Raw genomic sequence first — 17384 nt, 5'->3', positions numbered from 1 at the left:
GGGCGGGCTGGGCGGGCTGGCTGGGCGGGCCGAGGGGGCCGCGGTCGGGGGTGGCCGTGGTCAGCGCAGGTGGGCGGCCTCGACCTCGTGCAGGTGGACGAGGATGTCGTAGGAGCGGCCGAGGGAGGTCTCGGGGGCTTCCGGGGACCAGTACAGGCCGTAGGAGCGGGTGGGGCGGGGCCGGGTGAGCTCCGCTCGCTGTTCGGTGTCCATGGCGCGCAGGTCGAGGGCGAAGTCCCGTCGGCCTCCCAGTTCGTCCAGGAGGTGGTCGTTGTGCCCCTGGGGTGCGGGCGTGACGGTGTACGTCCTGGGCTGCTGGGCGGTGAAGTCGGGCAGGGCGTTGACGGTGCCCCGGTTGAAGGTCAGTCCGATGTTGACGTAGCCGCTGCCGAGCCGTTCGCGCAGCAGGGAGCCGGCGGGCTCGGGGAACTCCTCGGGGTTGTCGCTGGTGTAGGCGACGTGGCCGTTGTTCGAGGCGAGGAGGATCTTGCCGCCCTGGTGCTGGAGCAGCCAGGCGGTGTTGGCGGCCATCGCCCGGTCCCGGTAGCGCATCCGGTCGGCGAACTCGTCGTCCGGGTAGGCGTAGGCGGTGAAGGTCTGGGCGAGGACGGTGGCGTTCTGGACGGCCCAGTCGTGGGCGCGGGCCCGCTCGGGGGCGGGGTCGGCCGGCCGGCCCTCCTCGCGCAGCAGGTCGAGGGCCTCGCGGGCCCGGTCGGCCTGGGCGCGGCGTTCGGCGGGGTCCTTGGCCAGCTGCTCCCGCATCCAGGGGCCGGCCTGGGTGCCCGCTTCCGGTACGAGTGACGCGTACAGCTTCTCGAAGCGTTCGGCCAGTGCGGGACGGTAGGCCGCCACGTAGTCGCTGACCTGGGTGAACGCCTCGGGTCCGGGGTATCCGAGGTCGTTGCCGGCGAAGCGCAGCTTCGGGGCCGAGGGGTGGCTGAGGTTGTAGTGCCGCATCCAGCGCACGAGGTCGAGGTACTCCTCGGTGTTCCAGAAGACGTACTGGCCCTGGAACTCCTCCTCCATGATCTGCGCGGGGTCGCCGATGCCGTGCTGGACGTAGGCGTTCAGGCGCAGGCCGGTGCTCCAGCTGGTCTCCAGCGCGAAGGTGGTGAAGCCCTTGTGCGTGACCAGGTGCTCGAAGACGCGGCGCTTGAGGGTGAAGAACTCGTGGGCGCTGTGGCTGGCTTCGCCCATTCCGACGACGCGGGCCCCTCCGATCATCCGCCCGACGGCGTCCAGCTCGGTGAGCGGCGTGGCCCCGCCGGCCAGGGGGCCGGCCGGCTCGGGTGCCGGGGCGGCACCGACCGGGACCGCGCCGGTGCACAGGACGGCTGCCGCGACCGCGACGGTGACGGCGAGGCCGAGGGGACCGCGGCGGCGGGTGCGGGGCCGGGGTGCGGGGGGCGGGGTGGTGTGCGTCGTCATGCAGATCAGTCTGGTGTCCCGGCCGGCCGCGGACGATGGGTCTGTGTACCGGAAGGGAGGTGTACCCAACCCCCCTTTCCGGGGTGCGTTTTCGCGGGGTGGGGGACGGGTGCGGGCGGGCGGCGCCCGGTCAGGCGTGGCAGGCCGGCAGGGAGCCGTGGTAGTGCGTCATCTCCCCGAAGAGGGCCCCGACGTCGAGCGGGGCGCCGGGGGCCGCGCCGGCCAGTTCCGCGTAGGCGCGGTGCAGGTTGGGCACCAGACGCTCGGCGTCGAGCAGGTCCGCGTACGGCCCCGGGCCCTGTTCGCGGGCGACCTGGAGCGGGGTGAGCCCCGCGGCGGCGCCCTGCCGGGCCTGCCGGGCGAGCCGGCGGAAGTACTCCTCGTTGGCGTCGATGAGTTCGGGGCCGCCGACCGGCCCGTGTCCGGGCACGACGGTCACCGGATCGAGGGCGCGCAGACGCCGCAGGGCGGCCAGCGAACCGGACACCGAGCCCATCAGGCAGAACGGCGTGACACCGTTCATCAGCACGTCACCGGCGAACAGCACCCGCTGCCGCGGCAGCCACACCGCGGTGTCGCCGGTGGTGTGTGCGGCGGGCCCCAGGTGGATCAGCTCGGCCCGGTCCTCCCCCAGGTGCAGGGTGAGCGCCTCCCGGTACGTCAGGTGCGGCAGCGTCGGCCCGACGTCGCCCCAGGTGACGTCGGGCCACAGCGCGGTCAGGCCGAGCCCGGCCGCCGCCATGTCGGCGCGGGCGTTGTCGTGCGCGACGACGAGGGCTTCGGGGAAGTACCGGTGGCCGAAGGTGTGGTCGCCGTGGAAGTGGGTGGTCACCAGCGTGCGCGGCGGCGCGGCGGCGACCCGCAGCACCTCGGCGCGCAGGTGCCGGGCGCGCCGCTCGGTCGCCACGGTGTCGACCAGGACGCCGTGGCCGTCGGCGCCGACGACGAGGCCCGCGTTGTTCAGGCACCAGCCGCCGTCCGGCTGGACGTAGACGTGGACGCCGTCGGCGATCTCGGTGAGCCGGGCCGGGCCCGTGCCGGGGTGCGTCACCGGGCGGCCAGGGGGGTGTGGGCGCCGTGGTACTCCACGACCCGGCCGGCGCCGTCGAAGCGGAGCTCCGCCAGCAGGCACCACCGGGGCGTGCTGTCGCCGGCCGCGCTCAGGCGCAGGACCACCCGGTCGCCGTCGGCGAGGACGCTGTCGCAGACCGGGCGGACCGCCCCGGCGGGGAGCGTGCCGGTCAGCGGGCCGGGCTCGCCCCGGCCCGCCGCCTCGACCAGCGCGAGGGCGAGCTCCTTGTTCCGTTCCTGCACGGCGTGGCGGGTCATGAGGGAATGCAGGGTCTCGCTCAGGGGATCCGTCAGAGTCAGGGGCACGGCCGCGCCTTTCGTGTCGTCGGAGGCGTTGCCGAGTCAGGTTCGCCCGCCGGAGTGGAGCAGCATTGGAGAATCGGTGAAACCGGGCCACCAGATTTTTTCCGCGATCTCCGGGACCACATTCTCGCCACCCTTCCGGGCATTCACCGAAAGAAATCGGCCGGAATTCAGCGTTTCCCGAATACCACCCGCGCTCAGCAGCGGAAACGGGCCTCACCCCCTACCGCCGGCCGAACCGTGACGCCTCTAGGGGTCGGTGTTTGACCACCCCTTATTTCGGGCCTGCCGATGGAATCGAGGAGCGGCCCGTCATAGCGTGAAGGTCCATCCTTGTTCCGGGGCGACTTCTATGGTGACTGCGCGGGCCGTGGGAACTTGTCGCACAGGAGGTTCGCGTGCGAGTTCGACCGGTGCCCGGGGTGAGTGTCAGCGTCGACGCCGACGGGCACCTGGAGGTGCTCGCGGAAGCGACTTCCCCCAGGGGCCGCTTCCGGTGCGGTCCGGTGGGCACGGCGATGTGGATCGCGCTGCGCCAGCAGGACGGTGACATGGACGCCGCCGCCCGCACCCTGGCCGCGATGTGGGGCACTGACCCGGCCAACACCCGCGCGGATCTGGACATCTGGATCGACGAGATGAGGGATGCGGGGGTGGTGCGCACCGAGCCCGGGCCCCCTCCGCACGCCCCCTGACCCCCTATTCCGGTCCCGCTCGACCACCCCTGTAGGTGGCCCGCCAAGGGTGGGTGCCGGATTAGGGGTGGACGATTCGATGACGGGGGTCGGAATGAATCTGTTCGGCAGGACGGCGGTCATGACCGCGATGGAGGAAGCTCTCGCCGACTGCCTGGCGGGCGGCTTCGGCAGCGTCCTCGTCGAAGGGCCCGCGGGATGCGGCAAGAGCGCCGTGGTGGACGCCCTCGTCGACCGGGCCCGCGCGGCGGGAGCCGTCGTGCTCGGCGCCGTCGGGTCCGTCGCCGAGCAGGAGGTGCCGCTCGGTGTGCTGCGCCAGCTCGTCGGCAGCGACCAGGCCGTCGCGCAGCCCGTGCCGGCACGGGCTGCGGACGCCGCGCGGGTCGAGGCGATGCAGGCGTTCTGCACCCGGCTGCGGGAACTCGCCGAGACCGCCGCGGTGGTGCTGTGCGTCGACGACGCGCAGTACGCCGACGACGTCTCCGTCCAGTATCTCCAGTACCTGGCCCGCCACTCCCGGTCGGCCCGCGTCCTGCTGGTCGTCGCCCTGACGCCGCACACGACGCGGCATCCCCGGCTGGCGACCGAACTGATGCGGCAGCCCGGCTCCCGGCGGCTGCGACTGGACTGCCTGTCCCCCGCCGAGACCGCCGCGGCGGCCGGGCAGCCGGAGTCCGGTGCGTATCTGCACGCGGTCACCGGCGGCAACCCGCTGCTGGTGCGGTGCCTGTCGGCGGAACCGGCGGGCGTCCGGGACGGTGACCCGGCCGGCGAGGTGACCTCGACCGTGAGCACGGGCCCGTTCGCGCAGGCCGTCACCGGCTGTGTGCAGCGCAGTGGCCCGGTGGCCCCCGAGGTCGCGCTGGCCGCCGCCGTGCTCGACGAGTACTCCACCCCCGAGCGGATCCACCGCCTGCTCGACCTCGCCCCGGCGGCCGTCCACTCGGGCCTGGCCGCGCTGGAAGCGGCGGGTCTGCTGGCCGACGCGCGGTTCCGGCACCCCGCGGCCCGGACCGCCGTAGAGGACGCGGTTTCCGGCGCGAGCCGGGGCGCGCTGCATCGGCGCGCGGCGTGGCTGCTGCGCCTCGACGGCGTGACCGTCACCGCCGTGGCGGACCAGCTGCTGGCCGCCGCCGAGGCGGACACCACTGCCTGGCAGGCCTCCCGGGCCGACGTCGAGGTGCTGCGCGAGGCCGCGGAGGAGCTTCTCGCCCGGGACGAGGCCCGACAGGCCGTACGGCTGCTCGAACACGCCCTGGAGGTGTGCGGGGACGAGCGGCAGCGCGATGCGATACGGGTCCGGCTGGCCCGGCTCACCTGGCGGTTCAGCCCGGCGGCCGCCGAACGTCATCTGACGGCTCTGCTCGACGGACCACAGCCGGGCGGCGAGCACGTCCAGCCGCTGGTGCAGCTGCTGCTCGCCCAGGGCCGCGTCCCGGACGCCGGCCGGCTGATGACCGGCCGGGAACCGGCCGAGGCCGGCACCTCACCGGTCGGACCCGCCTTCGACCTCGGTGCCGCGGCGGCCGAACGCCTTCTCCAGGACACACAGCTGACCGAGGCCACGGTGGAGCCGATCACGCAGGCCCTGCGCTCCCTGGTCCACTCCGACCATCCTGAGCGGGCCGTGCCGTGGAGCCGGACCCTGCTGCAGCAGGCCGGGCGCCGGGACGCGCCGGGCTGGAGCGCGGTCTTCGCGTACCTGCACGCCGAGGCACTCCTGCGGGTGGGGGATCTGCGGGGCGCGTGCGCGCATGCCCAGGCGGCGCTGGAGCACCTGCCGGAGAAGACCGGCTGCACCTTCCGGTTCGCACCGACGGCGGTGCTCGTGCGGGCCCGCACCCTCATGGGGGAAAGCACCAAGGCGGCCCGGCTCATCGACCAGCCACTCCCGCACGACCTGTTCCGCGGACTGTACGGGCTCGGTTTCCTGCGGGCCCGCGGCCTGTATCTGCTGAACTGCCACCAGCCGCAGGCGGCGCTCGCCGACTTCCTGGAGATCGGCAGGCTGATGGAGGAATGGGGTGTCGACCGGCCCGCCTTCTTCCCGTGGCGCACCGACGCGGCGGAGGCGCTGGTGCGCCTGGGCAGGCCGCAGCAGGCCGAGGAGCTGGTGCTGCGGCAACTGGAGCTGCCCGACGCGCGCCGGCCGTGGGTGCGCGGCCTGTCCCTGCGGTCGCGTGCGCTCGTCACGGCGTCCGTCCGGCAACGGGTCTCGCTGCTCACCCAGGCCGTCGACGAGCTGCACCGTTCGGGCGACCGGCTGGAGGCGGCTCGCGCGATGGCCGAGCTGGGACAGGCGACGCAGAGCGAGGGCACCGCGCCCGCGAAGGGCAGCTCGATGATCCGTACGGCCTGGCACCTCGCCAAGGAGTGCGAGGCCGGCGCCCTGTGCCGGGAGATCCTGCCCGACGCGCCGCTCGCGGACGGAGCGGACGGCCGGACGGCACGTGACGTCGGCGCCGCGAAGTCTCCCACCAGGCTGAGCAGCTCCGAACAGCGGGTGGCCACGCTCGCGGCCCAGGGACTGACCAACCGGGAGATCTCCGCGAAGCTCTATCTCACGGTCAGCACGGTCGAGCAGCATCTGACGCGGGTGTACCGCAAGCTCCGGATCAGCTGCCGCGGAGAGCTTCCGGTGGACCTGGCGCTGGGCAGCGAGCAGACCGTGAGCTGGTGACGAGACCCTTCTCCTCCCCCCGAGAGAGGCTCCCCGCCGACCGAAGCCGGCGGGGAGCCTCCCTGCTCTCCCGCCTCCCGAAGGGTCCCGGGACGACGGCCCAGGGGCGTCCTAGGCCCGCAGCAGTTCCTCCGCCCGGGCGGCCAGCACGGGACGGTCGACCTTGCGGTTGGAGTTGAGCGGGAACTCCGCCACGTGCTCGAAGTGCCGGGGCAGCATGCCCTTGGGCAGGACCTCACGCAGCGCGCGGGCCAGTTCGGCGGGGCGGCGCACCCGGCCGGTGTAGAACACGACCAGTTCGGTGCTGCTCTCCGTCGGCCTGGCCACGGTGACCACGTCCTCCACCCCGTCGCAGGAGCGCAGCGCGTGGTCCACCTCGGCGAGTTCGACCCGCCAGCCCTGCACCTGGACCTGGGAGTCCAGCCGGCCGAGGTAGACCAGTTCCCCTCCGGGCAGCCGGCGCACCCGGTCGCCCGTGCGGTACCACACACGGCCGTCGCGCTCGGTGAACCGGCCCCGGTTGTCCTGCGGGTCGAGGTATCCGGAGGCCATCTGCGGCCCGGTGATCAGCAGTTCGCCCTCGGTCCCGGACACGCTGCCGTCCTCGGCGACCAGCACGTGGTCGTGGCCCTCGTGCACCGCGCCGATCGGCACCATCCCGTTGACGGCGAGCCCCGGCGAGGTGTCCGGGTCCCAGCGGTGCCCGGTGATGGTGACGGTCAGTTCGGTCGGTCCGTAGATGTTCTCCAGCGTCGAACCGGGCGCCGCCGCCTGCCAGTCCGACGCGTCCGAGCAGCGCAGGGCCTCGCCGGCGAAGAAGCTCCAGCGCAGGCCCGGCAGGGAGCCCGGCTCGAGCCCGCCCATGCGGCGGATCAGGGAGATCGCGCTGGGCGTGGAGAACCACACGGTGATGCCGCGCTCGGCGAGGTGGGCCGGGATGTCGCGGTAGGCGCCCGGCGGCACGGGATCGACGGTCGCACCCGAACCCCAGGCGCAGAACAGGTCGAACATCGCGCAGTCGAAGTTCAGGTCGAAGGTCTGCGTGAAGACGTCGTCGGGCGTGAAGTCGTAGCGGGCGTCGAGGAGCCGGAAGTAGTGGTGGGTGCTGCCGTGGGTGATCGGCACGCCCTTGGGCCGGCCGGTGGATCCGGAGGTGAAGAGCATGTACGCCACGTCCGACGCCTCCACCGGGCGCGGCTCGGCCAGCGCCTGCGCGGGGTCGGGTTCGACGACCGGGACGGCCGGGCCGTCGCCGTGGGCCGCGCGCAGCGCCGCGCGCCCCCGGTCGTCGGCTATCACGGCCGCGGTGCCGGACAGTTCGAGCATCCGCCGGGTGCGGGACGGCGGGAAGTCCGGGTGCAGGGGTACGACGGTGGCGCCGGCGTAGAGCCCGGCGAGGATGCCGGCATACGCGGTGACGCTCTTGCCGGACAGCACGCCGACGACCTTCGCGGAGCCGAGGGACCCCGCCAGGGCCAGGGCCCGCTCGTGCAGCTCGCGGTAGGTCACCTCCTGCGACCCGATCCGCAGGGCCGGCCCGTCCGGGGACAGGGCGAGTCCGCGCAGAAAGCGCTGGTGGAGGGCGGGCTGGGCGGATGGGGCGGGCTGCTGGTACTCGGTCATTTCTTCCTCCGGGGGGTCCAGGAAATCCGGGCTGTGCGGTCGGCGCGGGCGGCGGTGCGCGGGGCGCCGGGCGTGCGGGCGGTCCCGGTCGGACCGGCCGACGGTGAACGGCCCGGATCCGCTCGACCGTGGCCCGGCCCCGAAAGATAGGGGTGCGGAACGGGTGCCCCGGGGTCGCTTTCCGCTCTTAGCGTCGCTTTCCGGGAACCGACGACCGGCCCGACGGAAAGGGTGGATGCACCATGGGATGGGACCAGCAATTCGAGGATCTGCTCCGGGAATACCTGCCGTTCCTCTCGGACGGCGAACCGCTCACCCCCGACACGGATCTGCGTGACGCGGGGCTGGATTCGCTGGCCACGGTGGAACTGCTGGGTTCGCTGGAGGGGGCGTACGACGTCCGCTTCGTGGACGAGGCGCTCAACCTGGAGACCTTCGCCACGCCCGCCACGCTGTGGGGGACGCTGACGAGGATGACCGAGGCGGCGGCCGCCGGCTGAACCGGCGCCGCCCGCGCACCGCGGCGCGGCCGCCGGGGACATCCGTCTCAGGCGGCCGCGGCCCGGCGGCGCGGCCGCATCGCCCGCCGCGGATCGGCCTTCACGATCTCGAAGTTCCTCGCGGCGACCGGTACCCGGGAGAACAGGGCGTCCTGGCCCGCCACACAGAGCCGGCCGACCCCCTTGTCGCGCAGCGAGGCGAGCGTGGCGGGCCAGTCGACCGGACGGACGCACCCGTCCAGCAGCATGGTGCGCACGTCGTCGCCGGTGGTCAGCAGCGCTCCGTCCTGGTCCGCGACGACGGGGACCACCGGGTCACGGAACTCCAGTCCCGCCATGACCTCCGCCTCCGCTCTGCGCCGCAGTCCGTCGAAGGCCGGGGAGTGCATGGGCGGCTCCATGACGTACAGCGGCATCCCACCCGCAGCGCGCAGCCGCTGCCGCAGCCACTCGATCTCGGACTTGCGCAGCGTGACCATGGCGAAGTCGCCGTCCACGACACAGGTGACGTCGTGCCACTCGCCCCGCTCGGTCAGTTCGGCCAGCACCTCGTCCAGCACGGCCCGCCCGGTGCGGGCGAAGGACAGGGTCGCCACCCGCTCCGGGTGGTCCTCGGCGAAGAAGGCGTCCAGACAGCGGGCGAAGCGGGAGGTGAGCCGCACTCCGTCGGCGAACGACAGCGCCCCGGAACGCACCGCGGTGGCCTTGCCGCCGAAGCTGGGGCCGGTGCAGTAGAGGGCTTCGACGCCGAACTCTTCCTCGGCCCACCGCGCCAGCGCCAGGCAGTTCACCATGAAGGCGATCTGCGCGTACTCCGAGTAGTCGCCCTCGGCCTCGCTGAAGCGGTCGAAGAGCGAGTAGCCGAGGACCTCGTCCGCTTCGGCGAAGAGTTCTCGGGCAAAGGGATTGACCAGCATGAACTTGGCCACCTCGGAGAACGGGGAAGGCCCCATTCCCGGAAACACCAGGGCAGTGCCGGTCCGGTTGTCAGTCTCCATGGCTCCCAGTCTGTTCCCGGGGCGCCGCGCCAAGAACCCCTATCGGCCCCTTAGAGGCGTCCTTCGGGAATACGCGTCAAAGGCTTTTGAGATAGCCGGTCAGTACCTCGTGAAAGGCTTCCGGCTCCTCCAGGTGCGGCAGGTGGCTGGACTCCTCGAAAATCTCCCACCGGGCGTCGGGGATCAGGTCCTGGTAGGGCTGGACGGTCTTCGGGGTGGCCTCGTCGTGCCGGCCGGAGAGGATGAGCGTGGGCACCGCGATGTCGGGCAGGCAGTCCTCCACCCCCCAGTCGCGCAGGCTGCCGATCACGTGGAACTCGTTCGGCCCGTTCATGGCGTAGTACACCGTCGGGTCGTTGTAGACCTCGTAGAAGGACGCCTGGTATTCGCGGGGCCAGGGCTTGAGCCGGCAGACGTGCTTCTCGTAGAAGACCGTCATCGCCTCGTAGTACTCCTGGCTGTCCGTGGTGCCGGCGCTCTCGTGCCGCAGCAGCGTGTCGTTGACGCCGGGCGGCAGCTGGGCCCGTAGCACCGCCATCTCCTCGAGCCACAACGGGTAGGAGGCCGGAGAGTTGGCGATCACCAGGCCGCGCAGCCCGGCGGGCCGGGCCGCGGCGTGCCGGGCGACCAGCAGCCCGCCCCAGGACTGCCCGTAGAGCACGTAGTCGTCGGCGATGCCCAGGGACGTCAGGAGGTTGTCCAGCTCGGCCAGGAAGAGGTCCACGGTCCAGAAGTCCGCGCCCCGGTCCGGCAGGTGGGTGGAGCCGCCGTTGCCGATCTGGTCGTAGTGGACGACCGGACGGCCGTCCTCGGCGAGCCGGGCCAGCGGCAGCAGGTAGTCGTGGGTGGACCCCGGCCCGCCGTGCACGACGACCACGGGCGTGAGCCCCGAGCCGAGATCCCCGGTGACCCGGTACCACGTCCTGTGCTCACCGAACGGAACGGTTCCCTTGGCACTCGGCGCCAACGCCATGTCCTCACCTCTCAGCCAGTTCTGGACCCTCCTCGCGACGGTAGGCGGGCGGGACGGTGCCCGGCCTCCCCTACCGCACCCCTGAGATCCACTCCTCCATGACCCGGGCGGTGTGCCGCGCGTCCTCCTCGACGATGGTGAAGTGGGTCGCGGGAACCGTCCGGTAGGTGTGGCCCGGGTGCCACGGCCGGGCCCGCCAGCCGTCGTCGGCGGGGTCCCGGTCGCCGGAGAGGAAGGAGTGCTCCGCGCCGACGAACAGCACGGGCGTGGCGACCGGGTCGAGCGGGACCAGCGGCAGCAGGTCGAAGTAGGCCCGCATCGCCGACAGCCCGGTCGTGTCGAACAGACCGAACTGCGAGTCGCGGTCCACCAGCGCCCCCGCCAGTTGCTCGAAGACCTGTGCCTGCATGCCGCCGCCGGCCTCCTGCGTGACCCGGTAGGTGTCCACCAGCACGAGACCGGCCGCCGAGACGCCGAACTCCTCCTCCAGCCGCGCCGCCGTGCCGTGGGCGAGGACCCCGCCGGAGGAGTAACCCATGAGCACGAACGGCTCGCCCTCGGCGGCCTCCAGCACCGACCGGGCCAGCGCCGAGGTCAGCGCTGCCACCGAACCGGGCAGCGGTTCGCCGCGCTCGAACCCGGGGGACGGCAGCGTCGCCACACTCCGGACGTCCCGGAAGTGCGCCGCCAGCCGGGCGTGCTGGTGCACTCCCCCGGTCGCCATCGGCGTACTCATGCAGATCAGTCGCGGCCGGGCCGGTCCGTCGGCCAGCCGCACCGCCGCCGGCGGGGCGGGCAGCTCCTCGTACGACTCGAAGGTGGGCCGCAGGTCGGCCACCGCACGCAGCAGGTTGAACGCCTTCGTGGTCTGTCCGGCGAGGACGGTGCTGCGGAACAGACCGATGACGGTGTCCGATTCTCCCTCCGCCTGCTCCGCGGCCCGGTCGGTCGACCGGTCGGCGTCGGCGCTCACGACGGCCTCGGCCAGCCGGCGCGCCAGCCCGGACGGTGTCTTGCTGTCGAAGACCGCCATGGGCGGCAGGGCCACGCCGGTGGCCGCGCTCAGCCTGCCGCGCAGCTCCATCGCGCTCAGCGAGTCGACCCCGGCCTCCAGGAAGTCCTTCTCCGGGGCGATGGCCTCCCCAGTGGCATGGCCGAGCACCGCGGCGGCGGTCTCCAGCACCGTCTCCAGCAGTACCCGCTCCCGGTCGTCCGCGTCGAGCCCCTCGAGCCTTCTGAGCAGCGCCGACGGATCGGCCGTACTGCTCGCCGTGCGCCGGGTGGTGGTGCGGATCAGGCCGCGGAAGAGGGCGGGCAGTTCGTCGGCCGCCGAGCGCAGTGTCTTCAGGTCCAGTGCGATCGGGACGAGGGCGGGGGTGGGCAGTGCCGCCGCCGTGTCGAACAGGTCCAGGCCCTGCTCGGGGGTGAGGGCGTGGACGCCCCCCTGGGACATACGGTCCCGGTCCGTCTCATCGAGGGTGCCGGCCATGCCGCCGTCCCACAGGCCCCAGGCGAGGGACTGGGCGGGCAGGCCGTTGGCCCGGCGGTGTGCCGCGAGAGCGTCGAGGAAGGCGTTGGCCGCGGCGTAGTTGCCCTGTCCCGGGTTGCCGAACACTCCGGCGGCGGAGGAGAAGAGGATGAACGCGGAGAGGTTCTGGTCGGCGGTCAGTTCGTGCAGGTTCCAGGCGGCGTCCACCTTCGGGCGCATCACCCGCTCCAGCCGCTGCGGCGTCAGCGAACCGATGACCCCGTCGTCCAGAACACCCGCGACATGCACCACCGCCGACAGATCCACACCCGACAACAGCGCCGCCAGCGCCTCACGGTCAGCCGCATCACACGCGGCCACCTGCACCCGCGCACCCAGCCCCGACAACTCCGCCACCAGCTCGGACATCCCCGGAGCCTGCTCGCCCCGACGACTGACCAGCAGCAGACTGCGCACCCCGTGCACGGCCACCAGATGCCGCGCGAACAGACCACCCAACGTGCCCGACGCACCCGTCACCAACACCGTGCCATCCGCACCGAAACCCGACCCGGGCAGGGCGTCCGCCAGCACCGGAGTACGCACCAGACGGCCGCCGTGCACAGCACCGTCACGGATCACGACCTGCGGCTCACCCGACGCCAACGCCGACGACACCGCCGCGGCCGTGTCCGCCGAGTCCGTGTCGACCAGAACGAACCGGTCCGGGGTTTCGGACTGTGCCGACCGGACCAGGCCCCACACCGCCGCACCCGCGAGATCCGTGACGTCCTCACCCGGCAACGCCACCGCACCCCGCGTCACGAACACCAACCGGCCGTCCGCCGACTGCAACTCCGCCAGCACACCCTCCGTCGCCGACCGCACCGCAGCCGCGTCGGCGCCCGGCTCGGGAACGACGACCCTCGCCTCCGGCAGCAGACCGCCGGCGCTCGCAGCGGGCAGTTTCACCCACTCCAGCTGGAACAACGACTCGTGGAAACCGGACCCCGCAGCCGCCAGCTGCTCCGCCGAGATCTCCCGCAACGCCAGCGAACCCACCGACACCACCGGACGGCCCTCCGCATCAGAGACGGTCAGCGAGACCGCCCCCTCCCCTGCAGACGTCAGCCGCAGGCGGACCCGGGTGGCACCCGAGGCGTGGAAGGTGACGCCCGTCCAGGCGAACGGCAGCCGCGCGGACCCACCCTCGTCCTCACCACGCAGACCGATCGCGTGCAGGCAGGCGTCCAGCAGCGCCGGATGCACACCGAAGCCCTCCACCTCCGTCCCCTCGGGCAAAGACACCTCGGCATACACGTCCTCACCGGAACGCCACGCGGCCGTCAGCCCCTGGAACACCGGCCCGTACTCCAGACCAGCCCCCGCCAGCCCCTCGTACAACCCCTCCACATCCACCACCGACGCACCCCGCGGCGGCCACACACCGAGATCGAAGTCGGGCTCGGCGGGCTGCGCGGTCAGGACGCCGGTGGCGTGCAGGGTCCACTGGACGTCGTCGGCGTCCTCCGAGCGCGTGTACAGCCGCACCGTTCGGTGGGTCTCGGAGTCGTCGGACGCGGCCACGACGACGGAGACGACGGCACCGCCGTTCTCCGGCAGCACCAGCGGCGCCTGAAGGGTGAGTTCCTCCAGCGTGCCGTAGCCGACCTGGTCGCCGGCGGCGATGGCCAGGTCCACCAGTCCGGTGCCCGGGAACAGGACCGTGCCGCCCACCGCGTGATCGGCCAGCCACGGCTGCGACGCCGTCGACAACCGCCCCGTCAGCACCACACCGTCCGAATCGGGCGACGCCACCACCGCACCCAGCAGCGGATGCTCCGCCGGTTCCAGACCGGCATCGGTCACACCGCCGAGTTCCGTGGCGACCCATGAGTCGGCCAGGTAGTCCAGCGTGTGGAACCAGTAGCGCTGCCGTTGGAAGGCGTAGGTGGGGAGGTCGACGCGGCGGGCGCCGGTGCCGGCGTAGTAGGCGTTCCAGTCGACGGGGGTGCCGGTGGTGTGCAGGTGGGCGAGGGCGGTGACGACCTCGGTGGCTTCCGGACGGTCGCGGCGCAGGGTGGGGACGAAGACGGCGCCCTCGTTGGTCTGGCGGCCCATCGCGGTCAGGACCGCGTCCGGGCCCAGCTCCAGGAACCGGCTCACCCCCTCCGCCGTCAGCGACTGCACGGCGTCGGCGAAGCGGACGGCCTCACGGACGTGGCGGACCCAGTAGCCGGCGTCGGCCAGCTCTGCCGCGCCGACCACGGAACCGGTGAGGGTGGAGACGATGGGAATCTGGGGTTCGCCGTAGGTCAGGCCCTCCGCGACCGTGCGGAAGTCGGCGAGCATCGGCTCCATCAGCGGGGAGTGGAAGGCGTGGGAGACCTTCAGCCGACTCGTGCGCCGGCCCAGGTCCGCGAAGTGCGCCTTGACCCGCTCCACCTCGTCCTCGGCGCCGGAAACCACCACGGCGGTGGGCCCGTTGACGGCCGCGACACCGACCGCATCCGACAGCAGCGGTACGACCTCGTCCTCGGTCGCCTCCACGGCGGCCATCGCCCCACCCTCGGGCAGGGCCTGCATCAGCCGGCCCCGCGCCGCGACCAGCCTGGCCGCATCCTCCAGCGACAGCACACCCGCCACATGCGCGGCGGCGAACTCCCCGATGGAGTGCCCCGCCAGGTAGTCGGGACGGATGCCCCACGACTCCACCAGCCGGAACAGGGCGACCTCGACGGCGAACAGCGCGGTCTGGGTGAACTCGGTGCGGTTCAGCCGCTCCGCGTCCTCACCCCACACCACCTCCCGCAGCGGCACGTCCAGCGCGGCCAGCACCTCCAGGACCGCGTCGAAGGCCTCCGCGAACACCGGGAACGCCTCGTACAGCTCCCGGCCCATCCCCAGCCGCTGCGCCCCCTGACCCGTGAACAGGAACGCCGTACGTCCCGCACCCCGCGTACTGCCGCGCACCACACCCGCAGCAGGCCGACCGGCCACGAACGCCGACAGACCCGCCAGCAACTCCTCCCGGTCCGCACCCACCACCGCGGCCCGGAAATCCAACGCGGTACGGCTGGAGGTGAGGGAATACGCCGCGTCCAGGGGGCGGAGTTCGGGGTGGGCCTCGAGGTGGGCCTTCAGTCGTCCGGCCTGACCGAGTAGGGCCTGTTCCGTCCTGCCGGAGACTACGAGGGGAACGGCGGGCCGGTTGTCCTCGGCCGCGGGCTCCTCGGACTCCGGGTCGGGCGCCTGCTCGATGATGACGTGGGCGTTGGTTCCGCTGATGCCGAAGGAGGAGACACCCGCCCGACGCGGACGGCCCGTCTCCGGCCACGACCGCGACTCCGTCAGCAGACGGACGTTTCCGGCGCCCCAGTCGACCTGGTGGGTGGGCTCGTCCACGTGCAGGGTCTTGGGCAGTACTCCGTTGCGGATCGCCTCGACCATCTTGATGATGCCGCCGACACCGGCCGCCGCCTGGGTGTGGCCCATGTTCGACTTCAGCGACCCCAGCCACAGCGGCTGGTCCTCGGGGCGGTCCTGGCCGTACGTCGCCAGCAGCGCCTGCGCCTCGATCGGGTCACCCAGCGTCGTCCCCGTACCGTGCGCCTCCACCGCGTCGACCTGGTCAGGGGCGAGTTGGGCGTTGGACAGGGCCTGGCGGATGACACGGCGCTGCGAGGGACCGTTGGGCGCGGTCAGACCGTTGCTCGCACCGTCCTGGTTCACGGCGATGCCGCGGATGACCGCAAGGACGGGGTGCCCGTTGGCCCGGGCGTCCGACAGCCGCTCCACCAGCAGCATGCCGGCGCCCTCCCCCCAGGCGGTGCCGTCGGCCGCCGCGGCGAACGACTTGCACCGGCCGCTGGGCGAAAGGCCCCGCTGCCGGCTGAACTCGACAAAGGTCTCGGGAGTCGCCATCACACAGACGCCGCCGACCAGCGCGAGTGAGCAGTCACCGGAACGCAGCGCCTGCACGGCGGAGTTGAGCGCGACGAGCGACGACGAGCATGCCGTGTCCATCGTCACGGAAGGGCCCTCGAGGCCGAGGGCGTAGGAGACTCGGCCGGAGGCGATGGAACCTGTGTTCGCGTTGGCGGCGTAGTCGTGGTACATCATCCCGGCGAACACGCCGGTGGCCGACCCCTTCAGCGTGGTCGGATCGATGCCCGCCCGCTCGATCGCCTCCCAGGCGGTCTCCAGCAGGAGCCGCTGCTGCGGGTCCATGGTGAGCGCTTCGTTCGGTGCGATCCCGAAGAGGGAGGGGTCGAAGTCGGCGGCTTCGTGCAGGAAGCCGCCCTCGCGCACGTACGTCGTGTTGGGCCGCTCCGCGTCCGGGTCGAAGAGCCGGTCGGTGTCCCAGCCGCGATCGGCCGGGAACTGCGAGACCGCGTCGACCCCGTCGGCGACCAGCCGCCACAGCCCCTCCGGGGTCTCCACACCACCCGGGTACCGGCAGCTCATCCCCACGATCGCTATGGGCTCGCGGAGCGAGGCGGTGAGCTTCTTGTTCTGCGCGCGCAGCCGCTCGGTCTCCTTCAGCGCCGACCGGAGCGCGTCGACGAGCTTGTTCTGGTCAGAGCCGGTCATCACAGTTCTCCCGATTCCCCGCCGCCGAGCGCCAGGCTGATGAGACGTTCGGCATCCATGTCGTCGATCGAGCCTTCCGAGGCCTCTTCGGCCTCTTCCGGATCGATCCGTGCGTCACTGATCCCGCCGAGTTCGAGCAGGGCGTCCAGCAGGCCCGCGTCCCGCAGCCTGCCCAGGGGTATGGCCTGGAGGACGGCGCGGATCCGAGTCTCGCCCCCGGCCGCATCGTCGCCGTCGCCGCCCGAATCCGGGACGAGCTCCGCTCGCATGTGGTCGGCCAGCGCCCGGGCGTTGGGGTAGTCGAAGACGAGCGTCGGGGGCAGCCGCAGCCCGCTGACGCCGTTGAGCAGGTTGCGGAACTCCACCGCGCTGAGCGAGTCGAAGCCCAGCTCGCTGAACGCCCGGTCCGCATCGATGGCGTCCACGCCCTCGTGACCGAGGATGACCGCGGCGTGCGAGCGGACCGTGTCCAGGATCAGGGCCTCCTGCTCGTCGGAGGAGAGTCCGGCGAGCTGTTGCCCGAGCACGGCTGGGGCAGCGGACCCGGCGCTGACCGCGGCGGTGCGCCGGGTGGTGGTGCGGATGAGGCCGCGGAAAAGGGCGGGCAGTTCGTCGGCCGCCGAGCGCAGTGTCTTCAGGTCCAGGGCGATCGGGACGAGGGCGGGGGTGGGCAGTGCCGCCACCGTGTCGAACAGGTCCAGGCCCTCCTTGGCGGAGATCGGCTGCACACCGGTGCGCTGCATCCGCTCCAGGTCCGCCTGGTTCAGCTCCTCCGCCATACCGCCGGCCTCGTCGTCCCACAGGCCCCAGGCGAGGGACTGGGCGGGCAGGCCGTTGGCCCGGCGGTGTGCCGCGAGAGCGTCGAGGAAGGCGTTGGCCGCCGAGTAGTTGCCCTGTCCCGGGTTGCCGAACACTCCGGCGGCGGAGGAGAAGAGGACGAACGCGGAGAGGTCCTGGTCGGCGGTCAGTTCGTGCAGGTTCCAGGCGGCGTCCACCTTCGGACGCATCACCCGCTCCAGCCGCTCCGGCGTCAACGAACCGATGACCCCGTC

General features: G+C 72.5%; 11 protein-coding genes. 3 read left to right on the top strand and 8 right to left on the bottom strand.

Translation table 11 applies throughout. The annotated features are described in order from the left end of the window. Positions 1-60: 60 nt before the first annotated feature. From ACIGO6_RS38900 to ACIGO6_RS38890, 3 genes are all read right to left on the bottom strand, one after another. Positions 61-1428, bottom strand: a complete 1368-nt coding sequence (locus ACIGO6_RS38900; RefSeq protein WP_399885066.1) for an erythromycin esterase family protein — start codon at positions 1426-1428, stop codon at positions 61-63. Positions 1429-1558: 130 nt separating this feature from the next. After that, positions 1559-2479, bottom strand: a complete 921-nt coding sequence (locus ACIGO6_RS38895; protein ID WP_399885064.1) for an MBL fold metallo-hydrolase — start codon at positions 2477-2479, stop codon at positions 1559-1561. Next, positions 2476-2805 (bottom strand): hypothetical protein, encoded by a 330-nt coding sequence (locus ACIGO6_RS38890; protein ID WP_399885062.1) that lies wholly within the window; start codon positions 2803-2805, stop codon positions 2476-2478. Before ACIGO6_RS38890 ends, ACIGO6_RS38895 begins: the two co-directional genes overlap by 4 nt. A 395-nt stretch (positions 2806-3200) precedes the next feature. Between ACIGO6_RS38890 and ACIGO6_RS38885 the strand changes: the two genes are divergently transcribed. After that, positions 3201-3497: a PqqD family protein gene (locus tag ACIGO6_RS38885; RefSeq protein ID WP_399885060.1), complete on the top strand. Its 297-nt coding sequence runs from the start codon at positions 3201-3203 to the stop codon at positions 3495-3497. After that, positions 3448-6177 (top strand): AAA family ATPase, encoded by a 2730-nt coding sequence (locus tag ACIGO6_RS38880; RefSeq protein WP_399885058.1) that lies wholly within the window; start codon positions 3448-3450, stop codon positions 6175-6177. The genes ACIGO6_RS38885 and ACIGO6_RS38880 overlap by 50 nt, the downstream gene beginning before the upstream one ends. 111 nt (positions 6178-6288) lie before the next feature. Here the strand turns inward: ACIGO6_RS38880 and ACIGO6_RS38875 are convergent, their stop codons facing one another. Further along, positions 6289-7800, bottom strand: a complete 1512-nt coding sequence (locus ACIGO6_RS38875; RefSeq protein WP_399885056.1) for an AMP-binding protein — start codon at positions 7798-7800, stop codon at positions 6289-6291. A gap of 242 nt (positions 7801-8042) precedes the next feature. On the opposite strand from ACIGO6_RS38875, the gene ACIGO6_RS38870 reads away from it, so the two are divergent. Continuing rightward, a complete protein-coding gene (locus ACIGO6_RS38870; RefSeq protein ID WP_399885054.1) occupies positions 8043-8300 on the top strand; it encodes a phosphopantetheine-binding protein in 258 nt (85 codons plus the stop codon). A gap of 47 nt (positions 8301-8347) precedes the next feature. Here the strand turns inward: ACIGO6_RS38870 and ACIGO6_RS38865 are convergent, their stop codons facing one another. The 4 genes from ACIGO6_RS38865 to ACIGO6_RS38850 all read right to left on the bottom strand — a co-directional run. Further along, a complete protein-coding gene (locus ACIGO6_RS38865; RefSeq protein WP_399885052.1) occupies positions 8348-9298 on the bottom strand; it encodes an ACP S-malonyltransferase in 951 nt (316 codons plus the stop codon). 76 nt (positions 9299-9374) lie between these two features. After that, positions 9375-10271 carry a proline iminopeptidase-family hydrolase gene (locus ACIGO6_RS38860; protein ID WP_399885050.1) on the bottom strand — a complete coding sequence of 299 codons (897 nt, stop codon included), beginning with the start codon at positions 10269-10271 and terminating at the stop codon, positions 9375-9377. A 70-nt stretch (positions 10272-10341) separates the two neighbouring features. Beyond that, the gene (locus ACIGO6_RS38855) at positions 10342-16335 is read right to left on the bottom strand and encodes an SDR family NAD(P)-dependent oxidoreductase (RefSeq protein WP_399885048.1); all 5994 of its coding nucleotides are present in this window, start codon (positions 16333-16335) and stop codon (positions 10342-10344) included. Further along, on the bottom strand, positions 16332-17384 hold a 1053-nt coding region (locus tag ACIGO6_RS38850; protein ID WP_399885046.1), incomplete at its 5' end, for a beta-ketoacyl reductase. The genes ACIGO6_RS38855 and ACIGO6_RS38850, both read right to left, overlap by 4 nt.

This window comes from Streptomyces sp. NPDC053750, from assembly GCF_044544295.1.
Lineage (GTDB): Bacteria > Actinomycetota > Actinomycetes > Streptomycetales > Streptomycetaceae > Streptomyces.
This window is presented reverse-complemented; position numbering and strand designations above follow the sequence as displayed.